Genomic DNA, 1,382 nt, shown 5'->3' on the forward strand with positions numbered 1-1,382 from the left:
CGTGCCGGCGACCGGCGAGATCGTGCTGGGGGCCGAGCATCGCGGCGGTGTGCGCCTGATCGGCGGGGAACCGCGGATGCTCCATGTGTACGTCGATCCGGACGTCGACGCGGCAGAGATCGCATCGCGCTGGAGCAGCGACCTCGACGGTCGCGCCGATGTCGGCACGCGGCAGGAAGCCATCGACTCCGGGCTGTTCGGTCGAACGGTGACGGATGCAGCGGCCTCGCGCATCGGCGACCTGCTCGTCGTCTCGCGCGGCAACCACGCCGTGTACGACGGCACCGCCCAGGATCAGCGCAACCGCGGCATGGTGGGCCAGCACGGCGGCCTCACGCCCGAGGAGCGACAGGTGCCGCTGCTGCGATTCGGGGCTTTCACCCGCTGATCGGGCAGACGAGCTGATCGGGGCGCCGAAATGATCTCGGCACCGAGTGAGGTCTCGGCTCCGAGTGCTGTTCGGCGGTGCCCGTTACTCGGCGGTGCCCGTTACTCGTCAGTTCCTGTTACTCGTCGGTGCGTGCGCCGAAGACGATCTCATCCCACGACGGCATGGCGTTGCGCCGTTTGCGGCGGCCACTCGCTTCGTTCGAGGGCTCGGGGGCCGTCTCGGGCTCGTCTTCCTCGTCCTTCTGCGGCGCATCGAAGGCGTCGAAGAGTGCGATCGGGCTCTGCCCCTGGTCGTCTTCGCGTTCATCGAGGATCGGCGCCGTCTCGCGCTGCCCGCGCCTGCGGCGCAGCGCCTCGAGCAGATCGGCGGTCTCAGGACTGGTCGTCGACGAGTCGGGCGCCCGATTGATCGCCGCATCCTGCGCCGCGGCGTTCGATCGCTCCGGCATGGCCGGGTCGTCGAGGTCAGCGTCGGGAGTGGGCACCAGACGAGGGCCGAACGCACCGGAGTCGAAGCGGCTGTCGTCCTTGTAAGGCGACGCCTGGCGCTCCGCCTCGACCGCCCGCAGCCGCGGGATCAGCCCTTCGGGCAGGGCGCCTTGACGGGAGAGCTGGGTGGCATCGGCGTTCAGCGGTGCCAGCGCACTGCGGCGCGGGTCGAAGCTCCACCGGGCGTCGTGGTCGACCTCGTTCGCGACGAACTCGAGCTTGATGATCCAGCCGCTCTCGTCCTTCCAGCTGGCCCAGCGCTCGGAGGAGGCCTCGAGCTCGGAGAGCTTGGCCCGGATCGCCGTGCCGAACGTCGGCTGCGCATCGGGCTCGACCTCGCTGCCGATCAGCACGGGCACGGCGAGAGCCTGGCCGATGACGTGCTCGCGCTCGGCGAGGACGGGGCCTTCGAAGCGCACGACGTCGGCGACGGCGATGCCGAGGAGTTCGGCGACCCCCGGCGCGGTGGGACCGGCACGGCACTGCGCGTGGACGTCTCGCGG

The 1,382-nt window shown here is 70.6% G+C and carries 1 protein-coding gene and 1 pseudogene; one reads left to right on the forward strand and one right to left on the reverse strand.

Features of this window, described 5'->3' with window-relative positions; translation table 11 throughout:
• Window positions 1-388, forward strand: a pseudogene (locus J7E68_RS07670) (alkaline phosphatase family protein); the annotation flags it as partial.
• A gap of 118 nt (window positions 389-506) precedes the next feature.
• Here the strand turns inward: J7E68_RS07670 and sepH are convergent.
• Window positions 507-1,382 (reverse strand): septation protein SepH (gene sepH, locus J7E68_RS07675; RefSeq protein WP_215171406.1); only part of this gene is annotated, 876 nt, incomplete at its 5' end.

It is taken from the genome of Microbacterium sp. ISL-103 (genome assembly GCF_018613995.1).
Lineage (GTDB): Bacteria > Actinomycetota > Actinomycetes > Actinomycetales > Microbacteriaceae > Microbacterium.